A 21,085-nucleotide genomic window follows, 5' to 3' on the forward strand; every position below is an offset into this window, starting at 1 on the left:
CGAGGCGGGCCGAAGGCTCGCCGGAGATGTCGGTCCTGGCGCAACCGGGTGAGAGTGGCTCCGAAACGGACCACGACGGCAGCCGCGCAGAAACCAGCCATCGAGGCGGGCCGGAGGCTCGCCTGCCGTCAGCGAGTCGTGCGGGCGGCCTCCTCCAGCGCGAGTCCGTCGGCGCCGGCCACGGCAACCTCGGCCAGGGGGGACTTGATCTGGGCCTCCGGAACATCAGGCGCAACGGCGGCATCGACCGCAGGTTCCGCGCGGACCGGGGATCGGCCACGGAGCACGGATGCGATCCGTTCGGCGATCTCGGCGGTGAGCTCCGTCGAGTCCGCCGGCAGCGGCGCGACTGTCAGATACCGTTCCGGCGCGGCCGATACTCGATCCCGGAAGCCCTGCACCGCAGCAACTGTCGGCTCCTCGGCCGTTTCCTCGATCACCATGGAGACCGGGTCGTTGGCCGAAAGCTGTGTGGGAGCCGCCGTCACCACGTGCACAGCCGCAGCCGCCGGACCGGGCACGTCGACCAGCACCGTCAGGTCGGGGCGGAGACCTCCGACGGCCCAGGAGGCCAGGCGTAGGACACGTTCCTCGCCCATCCCGGACTGGACGCCGTAGCGGACGACCAGGTCGTCGACGAATCCGTTGGTCAGGACCACGGAACCGGCTTCGAGGTCCGGCCGGATCCGGTCGGCAACCAGCTCGGCCAGGTTCGCGCCCGCCCGCAGCGCAGCGGCCTGGCTGACCGTCACCTCGTGGACCACCATGACCATGTCATCGGGACCGACCCCGGCAACCTGACCGGCGGTGTTGCGGTGGACCACGGTGTATCCCTGGCCGGCCAGGTCCGCGTCGATGGCGGCGGTGTAGCGCGCCACCTCGACGATGTCGGCGCCCTCGATCGCCAGCAGCACCCCGGGATGGTCCGACTGGTCGATCAGGTTCTCCGGACGACGATGCCCCATCACCCGGCTGAAGAACCCACCACCGACCCGTCCGACCTGACGGGCCGCGTAGGCGGACACCAGCATTGCGATGATCCCGCCCGCGGCCAGCACGATCGCGGCGCCGGACAGCGAGTACCGGAAGGCGCCGATCTCGACGACGTGGGAGCCGACCGCTCCGGCGATCACCGGACCGGCGGCGATGGTGCCCAGCAGGGTCAACCGCACCGACGACATGACGAACGCGAAGACCCGACCACGGAGGGCATCGGACACCTCGTGGCCGATCATCGTGAACCCGTTGATCCAGGCGACACCGGCGAAGAGGCCCATCAGCGCCGCCGCGATCGAGGCGCCGAGGAAGTCCTGCAGCAGGCTCATTGCGATCAGGACGAGGCCGGCCGCACCGATCGACGAGGTGAAGACCATCCGCCGCGGCACCGTCGGCAGCACCTTCGGGCCGACCAGCATCCCGACGGCCAGGCCGGTGAAGACCGCCCCGAACAGCAGGCCGTAGCCCGCGTTGCCGGCGCCGAGGCTCGACACGTAGGCCTGGGCCACCCCCGCGGTGAGCCCGCCGGCCCCGAACGCCCCCAGGATCCCGATGTAGATGGCACGCATCACCCGGCTGTTGCGGACGAACGACACCCCCTCTCGGATCAACGAGAAGATCGACTTGCCGACGGAGCCCTCGCCGACGAACGACGGGATCAGGTGCCGGGAGAACAGCACCGTCGCGGCCACCACGAAGTACGTGCAGGCGTCGATGACGAGCGCGATGTCGATGGCCAGGGAGCTGGTCGGGCCACTGATCAGTGCCGAACTGCCGCCGGTGGTGGAGGCGACACGCGCCCCGAAGAACTGCGCGACCGTCGACAGCAGGGCGAAAAGGCCGGCCGCGACCGGCACCATCCCGTAGATGGAGACGTAGTTGAGCTGGTTGGCCACCGCGAGCCGCTCCCGCGGCACGATGTTGACCATCATCGCCTGCTTGGCGGGGTTGGAGAACAGGCCGACCGCCTCGACCAGGAACTGGGCGATCAGCAGCCAGGTGAGGTTCCCGCCCACGACGATCGACAGGTAGAGCAGACCAGCCAGGGTGTCCCCGATGACGGCGACCTTGCGCCGGTCGATCTTGTCCACCAGCGCACCGGCGATGGGGCCGAGGATGAGGTCGGGCAGCAGCCTGGTCAGCAGCACACCGGAGACGGCGGCCCCCTGGGCAAGACCGGAGGAGTTCTTGGTCAGGTAGGCCGCGAGCGCGGTGGTGGCGAGCAGCCCGAGCCAGTCGCCGAGACTGGAGATCGCGATGGCCGCCCACAGCCGTCGGAAGACCGGGATGCGCAGCAGGACCCGGACCGAACTCGGTTCCTTGGTCGTCGTCATCGAATCGCCGTCTTCGTCATTTGCGTTGCAGCAGTTCGGAGATGGCGTTGATGATCTTCTGGCCGACCCCGCTGGTGACCAGCACGATCAGCAGGACGAACAGAAAACCCCAGGCGCTCGAGCTCTTCTTCCGGGGCGTTCGAGAAACGGTGAGCGGCGGCACCGGTGGCCGGGAACCGCCGGCCTGACGTTGCGGCCCGGAGACCTGACGCTGGGGAACGACGACCTGCCGTTGCGGCCCAACGGGTCGGTAGGTGGGCCCACCCGCCAGCCCCGGCAACGGAGCCCAGCCGGCTGCCGGGTAGCCGGGTGGGGGCTGCTGCGAAGACAGCGGTGGCACGTACCCCTGCGGGGGAGGAGACCCCGGCGGCGGGAAACCGGACGGCATTCCGCGGGGTGGGGCGCCGGACGGAACAGACCGGGGAGCAGACCTCGGAGCGGGGCGAGCAGGCGCACGCCTGACCACTGGCACCACTCGGGCCGCGACCGGCGGCGGCAATGCCGCCGGACTTCCGACGACTGCCGGGACTGCTCGAACCGGCGTGGCCGACACCGCACCGGCAAAGGTGCTGGAGAGCGCATCCGGGAAGACATCGGCAGTCAGCGCACTGGCGAACACCGGTTGTACCGGCTCGGCGAGCCCGCCGGAGCCGGACAGGGCGTCGCCGAACCACGGTTCCCCATCCCACTCCTGACGTACTGCCCACTCTCGACGGACGGCCATGAGGCGATCGTAGGCGCCACGACCGACGTTCAAGCCGGATTGACCAGGAGCCCGAATGAGGAGCGGAGCGAAGAGCGATCACCGCCTGCCCGAAGAGCCATCAGGCGGGGCCGCCGGCTCAGGCCGAGCCACCGGTTTTCTTGGTGGTCGTCCTGGCGCGGGTGGTCGCCGGCTTGGCCGTCCTGGTGGCCGTCTTGGTCGTCCCGGACGCTGCCTTCGCCGTCGAAGCAGCCGGCTTCTTGGCCGCCGGCGCCTTCTTCGCGGCCGGGGTCTTCTTCACCACGCGCTTGGGTGCCGGGCCGCGGGCCCGACGCTCGGCGAGCAACTCGGAGCAGCGTTCGACCGTGATGGTGTCCACCTCGTCGCCCTTGCGCAGCGACGCGTTGGTCTCGCCCTCGGTGACGTACGGGCCGAACCGGCCGTCCTTGATCACCATCGGCTTGCCGCTGACCGGGTCGACGCCGACCTCGCGCAACGGAGCCGCGGCCGCCGCCTGGCGGCCGCGGGTCTTGGGCTGGGCGTACAGCGCGAGGGCCTCCTCGAGGGTGACGGTGAAGAGCGCCTCCTCCGCAGCGATCGACCGAGAGTCGGTGCCCTTGCGCAGGTACGGCCCGTACCGGCCGTTCTGGGCGGTGATCTCCTCGCCGCTGGCCGGGTCGTTCCCGACCACCCGCGGCAGGGTCAGCAGCTGCAGGGCACCGGCCAGATCGATCGTCTCCAGGGACATCGACTTGAACAGCGAGGCCGTCCGCGGCTTTACCGCATTCTTGCCCTTGGTGGGAGCGTCCTCCGGCAACACCTCGGTCACGTACGGCCCGTAGCGACCGTCCTTGGCGACGATCATGTTGCCCGACACCGGATCCGGGCCCAGTTCGGCGTCACCGATCTCGGCCTGGTCGAACAGCGCCTCCGCGACTTCGGCGGTCACCTCGTCGGGAGCCAGGTCCTCGGGGAGGTTGGCGCGCTCCATCACCGGAGCGGTCGGGGTGTCGCCCGCCGCGTCGACAGAACCATCGGCGGCGCTGTCGGCCGCCAGGTCCACACCGTCGACCGGGAGTGCCGGCCGCTCCAGGTACGGCCCGTACCGACCCACCCGGACGGTGACCTGACGCCCCTTCGAATCCTTGAGCAGCGGCAGCGAGTTGACCTCGCGGGCATCGATCGCCTCGAGGTTCTCCCCGACCAGCTTCTTGAGGCCGCCAGCGCGCGACACCGAGCCCTCCGGACCGGTGTCACCGCCGAAGTAGAACCCGGAAAGCCAGTCGGTCCGTCCCAGCCGGCCCTCGGCGATGCCGTCGAGCTCGTCCTCCATCGCGGCGGTGAAGTCGTAGTCGACGAGCCGGGCGAAGTGCTGCTCCAGCAACCCGACGACGGCGAAGGCGATCCACGACGGCACCAGCGCCTGACCCTTGCGCCAGGCGTACCCGCGCTCGGTGATGGTCCGGATGATCGACGTGTACGTCGACGGACGACCGATACCCAGGTCCTCCAGGGCCTTGATCAGCGACGGCTCGGTGTACCGGGCCGGCGGGGTGGTGGAGTGGCCGCCGGGGGTCAGCTCGTTGATGTCGAGCTTCTCGTCGACCTTGAGGTTCGGCAGCCGGCGCTCGGCGTCGTCGGCTTCGCCGCCGGCCTCCGCGTCGACGGTCTCGACGTACGCCCGCAGGAATCCGGGGAAGGTGATGGTGCGGCCGGACGCGGTGAACAGCGCCTCGGTGCCGAACCCGGGGGCGCCGTTGAGCGGGGCGACGATACGGAGCGAGAGCGTCAGGCCGCGGGCGTCGACCATCTGCGAGGCGATCGTCCGCTGCCAGATCAGTTCGTAGACGCGGAACTCGTCGGCGCCCATCCCGCTGGCCACCTGGCCCGGGGTGCGGAAGTTTTCACCGGCGGGGCGGATGGCCTCGTGGGCCTCCTGGGCGTTCTTGACCTTGCGGGTGTACTGCCGCGGAGCCGCCGGCACGTACTCCGGGCCGTACAGGTCCCTGGCCTGGTTCCGTGCCGCGTCCAGCGCAGTCTGGGACAGCGTGGTCGAGTCGGTTCGCATGTAGGTGATGTAGCCGGACTCGTACAACCGCTGGGCGGTGCGCATGGTGCGTTCGGAGGAGAAGCCCAGCTTGCGACCGGCCTCCTGCTGCAGCGTCGACGTCATGAACGGCGGGTAGGGCCTACGCGTGTAGGGCTTTTCCTCCACCGACCGAACGGTGGCACTGCCGTTCTCCAGAGCCGCGGCGACGGTGCGGGCGCCGTCCTCGTCGAGGAGCAGGACATCGGAGTTCGCCTTCAACGACCCGGTGTTCTCGTCGAAGTCACGCCCGGCGGCCAACCGACGACCGTCGATCGAGTTCAGCGCGGCGGTGAACTTGGTCTGCCCGTCGCCGGGAATCATCAGGGCGTCGATGCCCCAGTAGGTCCCGGACCGGAACGCCATCCTGGCGCGCTCGCGTTGCACGACGATCCTGGTCGCCACCGACTGCACGCGGCCGGCGGACAGGTTCGAGCCGACCTTCTTCCACAGCACGGGAGAGACCTCGTAGCCGTACAGACGGTCCAGGATGCGCCTGGTCTCCTGGGCGTCGACGAGGTTGTTGTCGAGCTCGCGGGGGGATTCGGCGGCGGCCCGGATGGCGTCCGGAGTGATCTCGTGGAAGACCATCCGCTTGACGGGCACCTTGGGCTTGAGGGTGTCGAGCAGGTGCCAGGCGATGGCCTCGCCCTCGCGGTCCTCGTCTGTCGCGAGGTAGAGCTCGTCGGCGCCGGCGAGCAGCGACTTCAACTTGGCGACCTGGGCCTTCTTTTCCGGCGAGACGACGTAGATCGGTTCGAAGTTGTTCTCGGTGTTCACGCCCAGACGGGCCCACGGCTCGCCCTTGTACTTCGCGGGGACGTCGGCGGCGTTGCGCGGCAGGTCACGGATGTGACCGACGGACGACTCGACGATGTAGCCGTCGCCGAGGTACTGCGAAATGGTCTTGGCCTTGGCCGGCGACTCGACGACGACCAGGCGAACGCCGGTGTGGGTGGCAGCTCTACGTGTGGCCATGCTGGTTCACGTTCTCCTCTATATAGCGGAGAGTGCGGGCAACCTCCTGGGCGCCGAACCTCTCCTGACGCAAACGGCTTCGTCAACTAGAGAGAACCCGGCGTCGGACTGAAGGATGCCATGGAAAGTCAAATCGAATGTGTGGGGCGGGCCACGCCGGGCCGGAAGATCAACTTTCCGAACCTCGCCCGTGCGCCGCTTCGAACGCTGAATGCGCAGCTGGAGAGCCATTCGACGACCGAAGTCAATGCTCCGGAAGGGGGAACGCCGTCTTCGGCGCTTCGGGGGGTGGCGTACCCAGCAGTTCGACCAGACGTGCGTGACGACGATGCCCGACGATGCGGAGCGCGGGACCGCCGCCGCGGGGTCCGATCAGCGCGCCGGCCAGACCAGCCCTGGCACAGGCCGAGGCGAGCGGTTCCCAGGTGTCGACGGCGTGCCGGTCGAGTCCGAGCAGGTAGCCGGCCTCGTCATGACGGCCGGCAGCCAATGTCCAGCACCGCATCAGTCCGGCCGCGGCGACCAGGGCGGACGGGACCGATTTGACTGCTCCCCTGGTCCATTCGCGTGCCAATGCGTCCAGCTCGTGGGTGCGGGAGCTGCGCAGCAGCACCCCGGTGGTCGTTCCCTCCTCGGTGAGCAGACCGATGGAGAGAGCCTCGGCGGCGGGCAGGTACTCGGCCTCGACGTCCCGCACCCGGAACTCGCGCAGCAGGGTCTTGGCCCGCCATTCGTCCGGTAGCAGGATCGACAATCGCGCCCCGTCGGCACTCCGGGAGATCTGCCCGTTCGCGGCCAGCAACCCACCGAGATCCTCGACGCGCGGCGGCGTCAGATCGGCGGAGAAGAAGGAGAGCTGGGACACAGGGAGTCACGGTAGCGGGCCCCGCGACAGTCGATCGACCTGGTGTCGACCCGCCCCGTCCCCCGGGCCGAAAAGCTGGGACCGACCGGTCCCAGACCCTGCGGCGTGAGCCTGGAGGTTGCGGGGCCGGCCGGTTCCGGCGGCCTTCGTGCGACCGATCGGCCTTCGTGCGATCGATCGGTCGTCGTGCGATCGATCGGTCGTCGTGCGATCGATCAGTCGTCGTGCGCTCGATCGGTGGAGCGGATCAGCCCGTCACGGTCGACTGCAGCTTGACGCAGGCCGGGACCTGCAGCAGTTGGCCCTTCGTCGCCTCGGGAATGCCGAGCGAACCGACACCCGCGATCTGAGCGCTCACACCCTTGAGCTGAGTTCCGAACTCAGCAGCGGCTGCCGTCAGGGCGTCCTTGGTTGCCGGGGTGGCAGCCAGCTTCTTCGCGGCAGCGGCGAACGCCGGGCCGGCCTCACCGAAGAAGGCGACCGTCTTGGTGGCGAACTCGCTGCCCCCGGTGAAGGTCGGTGCCGGCAGGCCCTTCAGCGTGGTCCCGGTGTCGGTGAGGTAGGTGCTGGCCGCTTGGAGGAAGCCCCCCAGCAGCTTCTGCTGGCCGGCGTAGTCGGTCGCCCCGATCCCCGCCTGCTTGGCCTTGATGTCCTTGATGTCGACGAAGAACGGTGTCAGCCCTCCGCAGAACGCGCTGAACCAGGCAGTGGTCGGGGCATCGAGCGATCCTGAGCCGGTACCACCACTGCTGACCGGAGCGCTCGACTCCGGAGCACTGGACGCGGGAGCACTCGACTCCGGCGCGCTCGACTCCGGAGCACTCGACGCGGGAGCACTCGACTCCGTAGCACTCGACACGGGAGCGCTGGACTCCGGAGCACTCGAGACAGGAGCACTCGAGGCGGGCGGGCTGGATGCCACCGACGAGACGGCGGCCGGGGACGATGTGGAAGAACTCGTCGCTGCCGTCGAACTGGTGGAACTACAACTCGCCAGCAGCAGTGCGGCAGCACCGACGACTGCGATCAGGGTGGAGCGATTCATTGCGGTTCCCCTTGTTCAGGTGTGGAAGCGATGGAGGGCTTGCGATTGCCAGGCCGACCGAAAGATCCGGTTCGCCAGCAGAAAACTACACTCCGTAGGCGCTTGGTTACAAGGAGACGGGATACTTCCCCGTTTCCTGGCGATGTGCCGGTCTGGACGCCGACCCCGGGGCACGGTTGCCGCCTTCGACGCCTCATCACTGCCTCTGGCGCCAGCCAAAAACCGGCCGGCCCCGCACTCCCTGGGAGGGGTGCAGGACCAGCCGGTCCGGCGGAGCGTGTTGCGGCGGAGCGTGTTGCGCCGAAGCGTGTTGCGGCGAAGCGTGTTGCGCCGAAGCGTGTTGCGCCGAAGCGTGTTGCGGCGAAGCGTGTTGCGGCGAAGCCCGTACCGGATCGGTCAGCCGCCCGCGGACTTCAGGGCCGCACAGGCCGGCAGCTTCTCGAGCGCCGCCTGGGTCTCCGGGGTCATCTTCAGCGAGCCGAGGTCCTGCAGCGGCTGGAGGGCGGTCGTCATGCTGGTCGACAGACCGCTCAGCGCCGAGGTGAAGGCCGAGGGATCCTTTTTCACGTCGATGGCAGCGAGGGTGGTGCCGGCCTTGGTGAACTCAGGCCCGGCGCTACCCAGCGCGGTGACGACCTTGGTCGCGAACGCGTCGCCGCCGGTGAAGGTCGGTGGCGGCAGCACCTTGAGGACGCCAGCGGTGTCGGTGAAGGCCTTGCCCAGGCTCTTGTAGAGATCTACGAGAAGCTTCTGGCCCTTGGCCGGGTCGGAGGCGGCCGCTCCGATGGCCGACGCCGACTTGCTGACGTTGATGATCGGCGCGAATCCGCCGCAGAACGCACTGAACCAGGTCGAGCTGGCCTCGTCGAGAGCAGAGTTCGAGTCGCCGACGGTGGTGGTCGGCGCCGAGCTGCTCGCGCTGCTGCTGTCCGCGGACGAGCTGTCCGCAGGCGAGCTCCCCGCGGGCGAGCTCTGCGAGACGGAGCCGTCAGCGGTCGAGCTCGCGGACGACGACCCGGCGGAATCCGAGGACGCCGCCGATCCACTCGAGGGCGCACTGCTCGCTGGGGCGACGGCAACAGAGGATCCGGACGCGGCAGCGGCGGCAGTCGAGGACGTGCTGCTGGCAGGTGCTGCGGTACCGCTGGTGGAGCTGCAGCCGGCCAGGAACACAGCGGCCCCCGTCAGCGTGGCGAGCAAGGTGGTGCGCTTCATTCGTTCCCCTTCGACAGATGTCGATTGCCGACATCGAGTTCGGTGACGTCTCTTCGCTCACTGCAGCCGCGGGCTGACGGCGGTGTCCTTGCCGCGCGCAACGAACGCCTGAGAACGTACAGCGCAAAGTTAACAACCGCACACCAAAATCGTGGGCTTTTCCATGACTTCGCCTGACGATCTCCCGACAGCAACCCGTCAGGCGATGGACGCACCGAACGGGCCATCGCTCCGATCTCGGATGATGATGGCCCGTTCGGGGGTCCGACGCTGGTGGTGGGCGTACGAGTGGTCGAGGAACCGCCGGTCAGTCCTGCAGGACTGACGCCCGACGCTTGGAGATCAACACCGCCACCACGATGACGGCGACCGCCACCAGCGCGATGACGATGCGTAACCCGGTGTTCTGGCTGTCCCCGATGCTCAGCGACACGATGGCCGGGGCGATCAGCACCGACACCAGGTTCATCACCTTGATCAGCGGGTTGATGGCCGGGCCGGCGGTGTCCTTGAACGGGTCGCCGACGGTGTCGCCGATAATCGTCGCCTCGTGGGCCGGTGAGCCCTTGCCGCCGTAGTTGCCGTCCTCGACCAGCTTCTTGGCGTTGTCCCACGACCCACCGGAGTTGGCCAGGAACACGGCCATCAGGGTGCCGGTGGCGATGGTGCCGGCGAGATAGCCGGCCAGCGGGCCGACGCCGAGGCCGAAGCCGACGGCGATCGGGGCGAGCACGGCCAGCAGACCCGGAGTCGCCAACTCACGCAGCGAATCCCGCGTGACGATGTCGACGACCTTGCCGTACTCCGGCTTGTTGATGCCTTCCATGATTCCGGGGATTTCCCGGAACTGGCGCCGCACCTCGCGGACCACCGCGCCGGCGGCGCGCGAGACCGCGTTGACCGCGAGACCGGAGAACATGAATACGACAGCCGCGCCGATGAGCATGCCGACCAGGGTTCCGGGCGAGACCACCGTGGTGACGAAGGTGCGGGCACCCAACGCAGCGTCGACCGCAGCGGTGCCGGCCTTGTCGATGGCCTTGGTGATCGCGTCGGAGTAGGAACCGAACAACGCCGTCGCCGCGAGGACGGCCGTGGCGATCGCGATGCCCTTGGTGATGGCTTTGGTGGTGTTGCCGACGGCGTCCAGATCGGTCAGGATCTTCGCGCCCTCCTCGGAGACCTCACCGCTCATCTCGGCGACGCCCTGGGCGTTGTCCGAGATCGGGCCGAAGGTGTCCATGGCGACGATGACGCCGACCGTCGTCAGCAGGCCACAACCGGCCAGGGCGATGCAGAACAGCGCCACCGCAAGCGATCCCGACAGCAGGAACGCTCCGTAGACGGCGGCCGCGATGACCAGGGCGGTGTAGACCGCCGATTCGAAACCAACGGAGATACCAGCCAGGATGACGGTCGCCGCGCCGGTCAGGGAGTTCTTCGCGACGTCCTGGGTGGGCTTGGTGTTGGTGTCGGTGAAGTACCCGGTGAGCCAGAGGATGACCACGGCCAGCACGATGCCGATGATCACCGCGACGATGGCGATCACCGCGGGGTTACCGGGCAGACCGGCGACGGCCGCGACGTTCAGGTCGTTGAAGTTCTTCGGCAGGTAGACCAGGGCGGCTACCGCACACAGCACCGCGGAGATGGCAGCCGAGATGTAGAACGACCGATTGATGGTGGCGAGGCCACTCTCGGAGGCGCGGGCCTTGGTGATGTAGACGCCGATGATCGCGGTCAGCACGCCGATGGCGGGCACGATCAGCGGGAACACCAGGCCCTTGCCGCCGAACGCCGCACTGCCCAGGATCAGCGAGGCGACCAGCGTGACGGCGTAGGACTCGAACAGGTCGGCGGCCATGCCGGCGCAGTCGCCGACGTTGTCACCGACGTTGTCGGCGATGGTGGCGGCGTTGCGCGGGTCGTCCTCGGGGATGCCCTGCTCGACCTTGCCGACCAGGTCCGCGCCGACGTCGGCGGCTTTGGTGAAGATGCCACCGCCGACCCTCATGAACATGGCGAGCATGGCGGCGCCGAAGCCGAAGCCCTCCAGCACCTTCGGAGCCTGGTCGACGTAGGCGAGCACGACCACGGCCGCACCGAGCAGGCCGAGGCCGGTGGTGGCCAGACCGACGCTCCCACCGGTCCGGAATGCGATCTGCATGGCACGCTCGCGGCCGTCGGTGTTGGCTGCGGCGGCGACCCGGACGTTAGCCCTGGTGGCCAGCCACATGCCGGTGTAGCCGATCCCGGCGGAGAAGCCGGCACCGACGAGGAAGAAGATGCTGCGGCCGATCCGTTCACCGGTGGAGTCGGCCGGCAGGACGAACAGCAGCAGGAAGACGATCACCACGAAGACGCTCAGGGTCCGGAACTGGCGACCGAGATAGGCGGCAGCTCCCTCTTGGACCGCCTCGGAGATCTCCTGCATCTTCGGCGTGCCCTTGGCTGCGGCGAGGACGCCGAGTCGGAGCACGAAGGAGATGACCAGGGCGACGACGGCTACTACCCCGACCGCGACGACGATGGTCCGGTCACTGCCGCTCAGCGAGACGGTTGTTGAACTGCTGGCGGCCAACGACAAGTCGTTCATACGGCTCCTGATCCATTGCGCGGTGCGCATTTCGTTCGGCGCCGAGCCACGAGGCGTGGCGACCGGCGCTGGTCGACAGACAAATCCACGCCGGCGGTGAAGCCGGCGTGAGTGAGATCACTGTAGGGCAGGGGGTACGACACCCGACACGACAGGCCAGCGCAGAGTGACCAGCTGACACGATTCAGGTGACGGCCATCACACGAACGTCAACGATCGGCCGGCCGGACGTCCTGCTGAGGAAGGGCTGACCAACGTCCTGCAAAGTGCTCGCTATTGCGCGCGTTCAGCAGGACGTCAGCGACAATCGAGGTTCATCACCACGACGAGAGACGGACGGAGACAGGCCGAACACATGGAGATCGCCGGGTACCGCGACCTGACCGTGCTCGGCCGGGGCGGTTTCTCGACCGTCTACCGGGCCCTGCAGGACTCGGTCCAGCGCGAAGTCGCCCTGAAGGTGCTCGCCGTGCACATGGCCGGCGCCGACGCAAAGGCCCGGTTCAGCCGCGAGTGCGCCACCAACGGCCGGGTCGGCACCCATCCGAACATCGTCACCCTCTTCGACTCCGGGTTCGCCGACGACGGATCTCCGTACCTGGCCATGCAGCTCTGTTCCGGCGGTTCGTTGTCGGAACGGCTGCGCGCGTCCGGCCCGCTGCCGATCGCCGACGTGCTCCGGATCGGTGTGAAGATCTCGGCCGCACTCCAATACGCGCACAGCGCCGGCGTGCTGCACCGCGACATCAAACCGGAGAACATCCTGATCTCCGATTTCGGCGAGCCGGAGCTGGCCGACTTCGGCATCTCCTCCGTCGACGACCAGCGGCTGTCGACCGTCACGGCATCGTCCTTCACCATCAATCACGCCGCCCCCGAGGCGCTTGCCGGTCAGACTTCGTCGGTGGCGACCGACATCTACAGCCTCAGCTCGACCCTGTTCACGCTGGTGGCGGGGCATACGCCCTTCAACGCCCCGAGCTCGACGGCCGTCGTCGCGCTGGTCAACCTGGTGATGAACCAGGTGGCGCCGTCAACCGGTCGGGTGGACACGCCCGACTCCCTCGAACGGCTGCTCGCCTCCGGGTTGTCGAAGACCCCTGCCGATCGCCCGGTCGACGCCAAGGCGGTGGGCGCCGCGCTGCAACAGATCCAGCAGGAGCTGGGGCTGCCCGTCACCGAGTTTCCCTCCGCTCCCCCGCCTCTGACCGTGTCGCCCACCCAGACCTTCTCGGGACTGGGCCCGGCGGGGGTTCTCGGCGTCGCCGGGATCGCGGGGGCGGCCGGTGGTGTAGCCGCCGCTGGATTCCTCGGCACGGGCGCCATGCCCCCGACGGGAGCGATGCCGGGGTTCTCGACCGGCGCCATGCCGCCGACCGGTGCGCTGCCGCCGACCGGCGCTGTTCCTGGTGGTCCACTTCCGCCGACCGGACGCCGTCCGACCCTCGATACCGGTGCCCGGCCGCAGATGGGGCCGCGTGGCAGCGGCCTGACCGGTCCCGTGCCCGGTGCGGCCGCCGTCGTGCCCGGTTCCGCCGCCACCCAGTGGGGCAACTGGGCCGACGAGGTCGGCAACAACCCGACACCGGTACCGAGCCCCGCCGATGACGGGCACTTCCATCCGATCGTCCCGCCGCTCGCCGGTCCGCCGTCGAGCCGATCCACGGATCCCTCGGCAACTCCGCCGTCGCGACCCGATCGCCGGGCCTGGTGGATCCTCGGCGCCGTGCTCGCAGTCCTGATCATCGGGGGCGGCGCCTTCGTCATCGCCACCCGGAACACCTCGAGTACCTCCGGTACGGGCGCCGTTCCGCCGGTCAGTTCAGCGGCATCGTCATCCCGATCCTCCGCACCGGCATCGACCGGTAGCAGCGCTCCCCGGACCAGCACGTCGTCGTCGAGCAGGTCCTCCTCCAGCCCCACGCCGACGACCACTTCTCCGACGAGCACTGCGGCCGCCGCCACCGCGGTGATCAACTCCTTCGGATCGAGCTCTTATCCGGACGGGTCCGCGGTCGACTGCGCCACCGCGACCAGCAGCGTCGACGTCCCGATGACGTGGACCACCAGCGGTGCCACCCAGGGTTGGGTGGCGATCGACGTGCAGAACGGCGATGCGTCCACCCAGCCGCGCGACTCCAATGTGCCGACGGCGGTCGGCTCCGGGCAGGGCCCGAGTTACTCCTTGCCCTTCACCTGCTCGGAGCCGCAACACGTCTTCACCCTGACCATCGCCAACGCCGACGGGAAGAAGACCAGCAGATCGATGACGCTGCTGGCGAAGTTCCCGGAGCCGACCACCTCGCAGACCAGCGCCACGTCTTCGTCGAATTCCAGCACCCCCACCACACCGACCACACCGACCACACCGACGACGCCCACCACTCCCACCACTCCCACGACCCCGTCGAGCACCCCCACCACACCGACCACACCGACGGCGCCCACCACCCCGGCCACCAGTTCGGCCGCGAAGACTGCGACCAGCTGATCCGCCTGCGCGTCCCGGGTACGTCTGTCGGTGCGGAGCGCGACAATGGGGAATGTGATGCCTCCCGACCGCCGCAGCGACGATCTGCTCGCTGTGTTGCGACGAGGCGGCGACCCATGCGCGATCACCCACGTGGAACGACTGCCCCGCCGGCTCGGGGTGACGGCTTCGTGGCCGGAGTGGACGCCGGCAGCAATGGTCTCGGCATTGGCCCGCAAGGGTATCGAGGCTCCGTGGCGACACCAGGCGCAGACCGCCGAGCTCGCACACTCCGGCCGGCACGTCGTCGTCTCGACCGGCACGGCGTCGGGCAAGTCGCTGGGTTACCAGCTGCCGGTGCTGTCGGCACTGCTGGCCGATCCGAACGCGAACGCGCTGTACCTGTCTCCGACGAAGGCCCTCGCCGTCGATCAGCTGGCCTCGATCGAGTCGCTCGGGCTGTCCGGGATACGGCCGGCACTGTACGACGGGGACACCCCGATCGAGGAACGCGATTGGGTGCGGGCGCATGCGCGTTGGATCCTGACCAACCCCGACATGCTGCATCGCGGCATCCTGCCCGCCCATGCACGCTGGGCGCGAGTGCTCCGCCGTCTGCAGTTCGTGGTGATCGACGAGTGCCACGCCTACCGCGGCGTCTTCGGATCCCATGTGGCGCTGGTGATCCGGCGGCTTCGCCGGCTGGCCAGGATGTACGGGTCGGACCCGGTCTTCGTGCTCGCGTCCGCCACGGTGGCTGACCCCGCGGCCGCGGCGCAGCGACTGGTCGGGTCTCCCGTCGCCGCGGTGAGCCACGACAGCGCACCCAGATCCGGGGCCGATTTCGTCCTCTGGGAACCACCGGTCATGGCGGACGCCGAAGGCGAGAACGGCGCTCCCGTCAGACGTTCCGCCCCGAACGAGGCGGCCAGGATGATGGCCGATCTGGTCTCCGCGGGCGCCCGCACGTTGACGTTCGTCCGCTCGAGGCACGGCGCCGAGCAGACCGCGATGACCACCCGCCGACGCCTCGGCGACACCGACCCCGACCTCGTCGACCGGGTTGCCGCCTACCGCGGCGGCTACCTACCGGAGGAACGTCGGGAGCTCGAAAGAGCCCTGAATTCCGGCAGTCTGCTCGGTGTGGCGACCACCAACGCGCTCGAACTCGGCGTCGACATCTCAGGGCTGGACGCAGCCCTGCTGGCCGGCTACCCGGGAACTCTGGCCTCGGTCTGGCAGCAGGCAGGCCGAGCCGGACGCGGCGACCAACGGGCCCTCGTCGTCTTCGTCGCCCGTGACGACCCGCTCGATTCCTACCTCGTGCACCACCCCGAGGCGGTGTTCGGCACGCCGATCGAGGCGGCCGTCACCGACCCCGGCAATCCCTACATCCTCGGGCCGCATCTGGCCTGCGCCGCCGCCGAACATCGTTTGACCGAAGAGGATCTCGAGCTCTTCGGCGATCGCGCCCGGTCGGTGATCGATGATCTCGTCCTTCGGAAGGTGTTGCGCGCCAGGCCGGCCGGGTGGTTCCACCACGAGACCAGGCATCCGGCGGACAAGGTCGACCTCCGAGGCTCCGGCGGTGGACAGATCGCGATCGTGGAGCTCGATACCGGGCGCCTGCTCGGCACGGTCGACGAGGCCCGCGCTCCTGCGGCCGTGCACCCCGGGGCAGTGCACCTGCACCGCGGGCAGACGTATTCGGTGCTGGACCTGGACCTCGCCGCAGGCGTCGCTCTGGTGCAGGCCGACCGGCCGGAGTGGTCGACGATCGCCCGCTCCGTCTCGACCGTCGAGATCACCGAAACCCAGCAGCAGCAGGGGTATTCGGGTCCTGGCGAGTTCGTGAGCGCACGCGATACCGCGGGATCCGGCGGCCGGGAAGGCCTGGCGACCGGCGGTCGGGGCCAGTTGCCAACCGGTGGGATCCAGGTCGGTCTCGGCCGGGTCCGGGTGACCGAGCAGGTGGTCGGCTACCTACGGCGCCGTCCAGGCGGGGAACTCATCGACATGGTGCCGCTGGACATGCCGGAGCACGTGCTCGACACCCGGGCGGTCTGGTACACGATCACCAACGAGATCCTCGCCGAGGCAGGCATTCTCGAGCGCGACATCCCCGGGGCACTGCATGCCGCCGAGCACGCCGCGATCGGTCTGCTGCCGTTGTTCGCCGGATGCGACCGCTGGGACATCGGCGGACTGTCCACCAACCTGCACCCGGACACCGGTGAACCCACCGTCATCGTCTATGACGGATACCCCGGCGGGGCCGGGTTCGCCGACCGCGGGCACCAGGTGCTGGTCGACTGGCTGACCGCTGTCCGCGAGGCCGTCCGTGACTGCACGTGTGCCGCCGGTTGCCCGTCCTGCGTGCAGTCACCCAAGTGCGGCAACGGAAACCAGCCGCTGGACAAGGCCGGCGCGGTCGTCGTCCTTGATCTCGTGGTCAACGCCATGACGGCGAAACTCGTTGCCCTCACGGGTTGATCCGTCCGGCCGGTTCGGGGTGGTGGGTCTGTTCTTGGCCAGTCAGTAGCTGGTCGAGCTCGTCAGGATCGGCCTCTCGCCCGGTCGCGCCGGTCATCTTCGCAAGATTGATCCGCTGGCCCCAGGACTACACCAGCGACAAGCTGCTGTGTACCTACGGTGTCAGGGGGTCGTCACCGGCCCGGCCCTCGCATGAGCCGTAGCGTCTCCACCCCAGGCCGATGCATCGACCTGCACCTGGACCAGCAGGTCGAAACCGTCTGCTGCACAGGCAGTCAGGGATCCACCGTTCGCCCCCACCACCTGCGTTGCCCGCGCGCACGCCGCCGTCTGGCCGGACAGGATCACCGCGGCGCCGGCCAGTGCCCCGAGATCGGCAGCGTTCTCGGCCTGCTGGCGCGCCAGGATCGCTCCGCCGAACCGGATGCCAAGACCGGTCACCAGGATCATCAGGCACACGGCCAGGCAGGCGAAGATGGTGGCGACGCCGTCGTCGGTTCCCGCGTGGTACTCGTCGCTTCCGCCCGGGCCTTGATCGTCGTCAACCATCGGCGTCATCCATCGGAGATCTCGTCCTCGACGGCGGCCGTCGCGCTGGCATGTACCGAAACACCGGGCAGCAGACCACTGATCGCGCCCACTCTCACCGTCGCGGTGACCAGATCGCCATGCGCCTCCACGGACAGGACCGCCCCCGACGGGGCAATGGCAGCCACCGCCGAGGCCGCGCCGGCCGTGTCGCCGCGACCGGTCAGACGGGCGGCCTCCCGCGCGGCGTCGGCGCAGCGGAGCTGACCGATGATGCACCCGATCCCGGCCAGGCAGGCCGCAACCACGATCACCAACACGGCGAGGACCAGCGCAGCCTCGACGGTGACGCTGCCGCGGTCCGTACGGGTGTGGTGGTTGTCTGTCCCTGACCGGGAGCGGGCGGCACTCACAGCGACGTGTGCAACGCCGAATTGACCAGGCCGGTCAGCCCGGCGACCACCGAGTCGCCTGTGACGATCTTGTACAACACCGCAGCAAACGCGGCAGCGACGACAGTGCCCACCGCGTATTCCACGGTCGACATCCCCTCGTCACCAACAGGTTCCGCTGCGTCTTCTGCGGGGACGGCAGCAAGAACACATGGACCGTTGTCGGGACGGTCCAGATACTCCCACCGACGCTCCCACCGCTGATCGGCGAACCAGCGCCGAACTCTTTGCACCACAGCCACTCCCCTCTTTTCCACCGACGTCTGCCGGTGTGAAGAGCGTGGCAACGCTGGGATCGAACGTCCACGACGATTGCGAGAATGTGGACAACTCAAGGCATGGGGATAACTTGGGACGCCGGAATGGCGGCGGAGCTCAGGCCTGATCGGTCGGCATGATCTGCAGTTCGCCTACCGAGGTATGGCGAGGTCGGGTGGCGATGAAGGCAACCCCGTCAGCGATGCCCTCGGTGGCAGAGACTTCGGTCTGTTCGCAGGAGGATCGACCTACCGGGTAGCTGTGTTTTCAGATCGGTCAACGGCTGCTCCGATGGGGCAGCCGACGGCCGTTCGTACTGCTGAGGCAGTCCACTCACCTTGGGCAGCGAGCACAACCTGCACCCAGCTCGGTACCGTCGGCCGTCAACGCCCACCGGACCCCTGACCGGGGCCACGATCACTTCGATAGTGCTGGCGTCCGCCTAGGTCATCGTGCCCAGGGTCAGCCGCGACACAGCGCAGCCACTGTTTCCAAGCAGTCGGTATTCCACATCAGTCCCATGCACCAGCCGAAGTGAGACCAAACCCGCCTTCGCGCCGCCCCGGTCTAGGGTCCGAATGTGACCGAACCCAGACTGCCGATCAGTACCCCTTCCGCGCAGGGCGTCGATACCGCGGGTATCTCAGCGTTCCTCGATGCGCTCGAGGCCGACCCGGCGATCGAGCCGCACAGCCTGATGATCGTGAGGCACGGCAGCGTGATCTCCGCCGGGTGGTGGGCGCCCTACGGCCCGGATCGTGTCCACTTGCTGTATTCGCTGAGCAAGAGCTTCACCTCCACTGCAACGGGTTTCGCGGTCAGCGAGGGCCTCGTCGACCTCGACCGCTCGGTCCTGTCCTACTTTCCCGAACTCGACCACGACGTCACCGATCCGCGCAGTCGCGCTCTGCTCGTCCGGCACGTCGCGTCGATGGCCAGTGGCCACACGGCCGAAACCCTGGATCGGGCAACGGCGGAGGACTCCGTCGACCTGGTCCGCGGCTTTCTCAGGGTGGCTCCGGATTGCGATCCCGGCACGGTCTTTGCCTACAACCAGCCGAACACCTTCGCTCTCGCCGCGATCGTGCAACGCGTCACCGGGCAGCCGCTGACTTCCTACCTCCGGCCCCGGCTGTTCGAACCGCTGGGTATCGGAGAAGCGATCTGGCAGCGCGACGACTCCGGGCGTGAGATCGGTTTCAGCGGCCTTCACGCCGGGACCGACGCAATCGCCGCCCTCGGGCAGCTCTACCTCGATCGAGGAGTGTGGAAGGGTCACCGCCTGTTGGACGACGCTTGGATTGCGGAGGCCACCCGTTCCCACATCTCGACTGCCGGTGAACCGACCCCTGAATGGCAGCAAGGCTACGGCTTTCAGTTCTGGCGGTCCCGAAACGGCTACCGCGGCGACGGAGCCTACGGACAGTTCTGCCTCGTCCTGCCCGACCATGACGCAGTCGTAGCGATCACGGCCGCGACCGAGGAGATGCAACTGCTGCTGGATGCGGTCTGGCAGCACCTCCTGCCTGCCTTCGGTGACCGACCGGGCGACGGGTCGGGTGACGCAGCCCTCGCGGACAGGCTGGCCACCCTGGCACTCCCCGTCCCCGACACCGCTCCCGAACCGTCCAGCGACAGCTCGGCCTGGATGGCCACTTCGTTCTCACCCGCCGGTGGTTCCTGCGCCCCGCAGCCGACCTTGCGCTCCGTCGAGCTGGCTGTCGCCGGTGGCAGGTGGGCGCTGACGTTGGCCGAGCAAGGATCACGTCTGACCGCCGTCCTCGGCAACGACGAGTGGGCCATCTCGGACGCGAACGGTCCGGACGGCACCGTGACGCTGGCCGTCGCCGGCGGGTGGACAAGCCCCCAAAGGTTGAACGTCGAGGTCATCTTCCTGGAGACCCCGCACCGACTGGTGGTGATTTGCGACCTGTCGTCGCGGACGTTCACCGCTGCCTGGGCGACCGCCCCACTCGGCGGCGGCGCCCTGCACAGCCTCCGTGCCCCGCGCCACCACACCGGCCAGAACTGATCGACGACCCCGGTCGTCCGGCGGGGCGTCGGCGCGTCACTCCGACCGCTGCCATCACGTCGCCCATCCCGCCTTTGCACGACAAAACGCGCGCACGGATTCCGGGCTGATTCACCTTGTCGGTGCAAGAGCCAAAGAATGGTCGGGCTCTACGCGCTTGCCCACGCGAGAAGGTCTGCTACCCAGCAGTACTCCCGCGATCACCGCAATTCCGGCCGAGACCTCGATCAGGTCGACGGTCTGCCCGAATGCCACCCATGACGCGGCCACGCCGACCACCGGCACCAACATCGAGAACGGCGCCACCACACTGGACGGGTGGCGGGACAGCAGCGTGTTCCAGATCCCGTACCCGACCACGGTCGACACCAGGACGATGTAGACCAGACCGATGACGGCCGGCAGCGCCGCGGAGGTGAAGACGGTCGACAGTGAATCGCCGATGCGGCGCGGCCCCTCCACCGCGAAGGACAGCCCGAGCAGGGGGATCGGCGGCACGACGGACATCCACATGGTGAGCTGCAAGGGATTCGGCGCTTTGGCCCGGCGGGCGCAGACGTTCCCGAACGCCCAGCCGAGCGCTCCGCACAACGTCAGGACCACGGGCATCAGGGCTGCAACCTGCGACCGATGCGCTGCTATCACTCCGATCCCGATGACCGACACCGCGATCCCGATCACCTGCCGCCAGCTCAAGCGCTCGCGCAACCAGAACCCGGCGAGCACCACTGTGAACGGCGCCGACGCCTGCAGGACCAGGGATGCGAGGCCGCTCGGCATCCCCGCGGCCATGCCGAGGTAGAGAAATCCGAACTGCAGAAAGCCGAGGCCGAACCCGGTTCCGATCAGCCAACGCACCGGGATCTGCGGCCGCGGGACGAACAGGATTGCCGGTACGGCGAGCAGGCTGAATCGTACTGCGCCAAGTAGCAGCGGCGGGAAGTGTTGGAGCGCAAGCGCAGTGGCAGGAAAATTGATTCCCCAGCACACGGCGACGAACAACGCGAGCAGTCGGTCACGAAGCGGCATGACTA

General features: G+C 68.5%; 14 protein-coding genes. 3 read left to right on the forward strand and 11 right to left on the reverse strand.

Going from position 1 to position 21,085, the window contains the following annotated elements; translation table 11 throughout:
* Nucleotides 1–128: 128 nt before the first annotated feature.
* From ABIB25_RS19985 to ABIB25_RS20015, 7 genes are all read right to left on the reverse strand, one after another.
* The gene (locus tag ABIB25_RS19985; RefSeq protein WP_354530278.1) at nt 129–2,330 is read right to left on the reverse strand and encodes a bifunctional MFS transporter/dTMP kinase; all 2,202 of its coding nucleotides are present in this window, start codon (nt 2,328–2,330) and stop codon (nt 129–131) included.
* A 16-nt stretch (nt 2,331–2,346) separates the two neighbouring features.
* Complete coding sequence (locus tag ABIB25_RS19990) at nt 2,347–3,054, reverse strand: hypothetical protein (protein WP_354530279.1); 708 nt, start codon at nt 3,052–3,054, stop codon at nt 2,347–2,349.
* A 118-nt stretch (nt 3,055–3,172) separates the two neighbouring features.
* The gene (gene topA / locus ABIB25_RS19995) at nt 3,173–6,097 is read right to left on the reverse strand and encodes a type I DNA topoisomerase (protein ID WP_354530280.1); all 2,925 of its coding nucleotides are present in this window, start codon (nt 6,095–6,097) and stop codon (nt 3,173–3,175) included.
* A 244-nt stretch (nt 6,098–6,341) separates the two neighbouring features.
* Nucleotides 6,342–6,962, reverse strand: a complete 621-nt coding sequence (locus ABIB25_RS20000; RefSeq protein WP_354530281.1) for a hypothetical protein — start codon at nt 6,960–6,962, stop codon at nt 6,342–6,344.
* A gap of 247 nt (nt 6,963–7,209) precedes the next feature.
* On the reverse strand, nt 7,210–8,007 hold the full coding sequence (locus ABIB25_RS20005; RefSeq protein WP_354530282.1) for a hypothetical protein: 798 nt from the start codon (nt 8,005–8,007) through the stop codon (nt 7,210–7,212).
* A gap of 396 nt (nt 8,008–8,403) precedes the next feature.
* Nucleotides 8,404–9,222 carry a hypothetical protein gene (locus ABIB25_RS20010; RefSeq protein ID WP_354530283.1) on the reverse strand — a complete coding sequence of 273 codons (819 nt, stop codon included), beginning with the start codon at nt 9,220–9,222 and terminating at the stop codon, nt 8,404–8,406.
* 307 nt (nt 9,223–9,529) lie between these two features.
* Nucleotides 9,530–11,818, reverse strand: a complete 2,289-nt coding sequence (locus ABIB25_RS20015; protein WP_354530284.1) for a sodium-translocating pyrophosphatase — start codon at nt 11,816–11,818, stop codon at nt 9,530–9,532.
* 355 nt (nt 11,819–12,173) lie between these two features.
* On the opposite strand from ABIB25_RS20015, the gene ABIB25_RS20020 reads away from it, so the two are divergent.
* Nucleotides 12,174–14,309 carry a serine/threonine-protein kinase gene (locus ABIB25_RS20020; RefSeq protein ID WP_354530285.1) on the forward strand — a complete coding sequence of 712 codons (2,136 nt, stop codon included), beginning with the start codon at nt 12,174–12,176 and terminating at the stop codon, nt 14,307–14,309.
* A gap of 57 nt (nt 14,310–14,366) precedes the next feature.
* Nucleotides 14,367–16,781, forward strand: coding sequence for a DEAD/DEAH box helicase (locus ABIB25_RS20025; protein WP_354530369.1), 2,415 nt, complete (start codon nt 14,367–14,369; stop codon nt 16,779–16,781).
* Nucleotides 16,782–16,943: 162 nt separating this feature from the next.
* Here the strand turns inward: ABIB25_RS20025 and ABIB25_RS20030 are convergent, their stop codons facing one another.
* From ABIB25_RS20030 to ABIB25_RS20040, 3 genes are read right to left on the reverse strand one after another with little or no spacing between them, the layout of a single operon-like run.
* Nucleotides 16,944–17,330: an Rv3654c family TadE-like protein gene (locus ABIB25_RS20030; protein WP_354530286.1), complete on the reverse strand. Its 387-nt coding sequence runs from the start codon at nt 17,328–17,330 to the stop codon at nt 16,944–16,946.
* 5 nt (nt 17,331–17,335) lie between these two features.
* A complete protein-coding gene (locus ABIB25_RS20035; protein WP_354530287.1) occupies nt 17,336–17,722 on the reverse strand; it encodes a TadE family type IV pilus minor pilin in 387 nt (128 codons plus the stop codon).
* Nucleotides 17,719–17,937 carry a DUF4244 domain-containing protein gene (locus ABIB25_RS20040; RefSeq protein ID WP_354530370.1) on the reverse strand — a complete coding sequence of 73 codons (219 nt, stop codon included), beginning with the start codon at nt 17,935–17,937 and terminating at the stop codon, nt 17,719–17,721. The genes ABIB25_RS20035 and ABIB25_RS20040 overlap by 4 nt, the downstream gene beginning before the upstream one ends.
* Nucleotides 17,938–18,599: 662 nt before the next feature.
* On the opposite strand from ABIB25_RS20040, the gene ABIB25_RS20045 reads away from it, so the two are divergent.
* Nucleotides 18,600–20,051, forward strand: coding sequence for a serine hydrolase domain-containing protein (locus ABIB25_RS20045; protein ID WP_354530288.1), 1,452 nt, complete (start codon nt 18,600–18,602; stop codon nt 20,049–20,051).
* A gap of 111 nt (nt 20,052–20,162) precedes the next feature.
* Here the strand turns inward: ABIB25_RS20045 and ABIB25_RS20050 are convergent, their stop codons facing one another.
* Nucleotides 20,163–21,080, reverse strand: coding sequence for an EamA family transporter (locus ABIB25_RS20050; RefSeq protein WP_354530289.1), 918 nt, complete (start codon nt 21,078–21,080; stop codon nt 20,163–20,165).
* Nucleotides 21,081–21,085 lie beyond the last annotated feature (5 nt).

This window comes from Nakamurella sp. UYEF19, assembly GCF_040546275.1.
GTDB lineage: Bacteria > Actinomycetota > Actinomycetes > Mycobacteriales > Nakamurellaceae > Nakamurella.